This window comes from Aeromonas sp. QDB18, assembly GCF_027705325.1.
Classification (GTDB): domain Bacteria; phylum Pseudomonadota; class Gammaproteobacteria; order Enterobacterales; family Aeromonadaceae; genus Aeromonas; species Aeromonas caviae.
In genome coordinates this window covers 1-894 of record NZ_JAPDBQ010000324.1, presented here as the reverse complement: position 1 = coordinate 894, position 894 = coordinate 1, and the positions used below count along the sequence as shown (strand labels likewise).

Annotated in this window: 1 protein-coding gene; it reads right to left on the bottom strand. The window is 50.4% G+C overall.

The annotated features are described in order from the left end of the window. The coding region (locus tag OKC30_RS21155; protein ID WP_270804314.1) for an ISAs1-like element ISAeme2 family transposase at positions 1 to 808 on the bottom strand (808 nt) is incomplete at its 3' end. Between the last annotated feature and the right edge of the window lie 86 nt (positions 809 to 894).

Here is an 894-nt window from a genome sequence, read left to right as displayed (position 1 = left end):
CCGTTCCTTTTCCGTTGGCGCTGCGGTGGCGCTCAACGGCAATGATGCTGCGGATTGTCGGCCATTTCTCTGCTAACTCTGGCGGTAATTTTGCTTTTAATTGAAACACATAGCGTTCTTCTTGACGACCATGCCCACTCTCTTTGTGCTCGACGACAATCTTCTCTTTCTGAGCGTCAAACAGTGCCTGGAATTGTGACTGAACGGCTTGGTACAACTTTGGCTGATTCTTCTTTACCTGTACCACCACATGAGCCTTCTTCTCGCTGATTTTCTGCAATGTTTCTCGCTGACAATGCAGGGCATCAAGCGTGACAACGGCCCCCTTGAGTTCAAGAATGTCCAGCATCTCTTTGACGGTTTCGATTTCCCCCTTCTTGTTCGGGGTTGCTTTCTGGCTTAGCACCAGCCCATTTTCGGTATCGTAGGCCGTGACCAACTGCAGAGCATCCTTGGCATTTCCCCGAAAGGAGCCGCGTAACACCTTGCCATCAAAGGCAATTATGGGTTTTCCCTGATGAGTGCGCTGTTCATTGACCCAGCACAGCAATGCTTCAAGCAGGGTATCGATGACAATGCAGCGCAGAATGCGAGCAATGGTGTGACGGCGCGGGATGCCATTGGCAAAGGGGCGATACTGACGGAGCCAATCGGCCTTTGAATTGCCATAGGTCTCTATGTCCCGCCAGCCCTCGGCGCCACTAATGATGGCGCTGATGACAAGAAACATGACATCAACAAGATCATGTTTACGATTGATATCAGAGCGGGTTTCTTCAACAAGGGTAAGGTGTTCAATTAAGGTCATAGAGCGCGCCTCCTGCATGGAGACGTGATTAGATCACAGACGATCAGCCTGTTCAAATTTCATTAACAAAGTGCGATCCCGCCCTG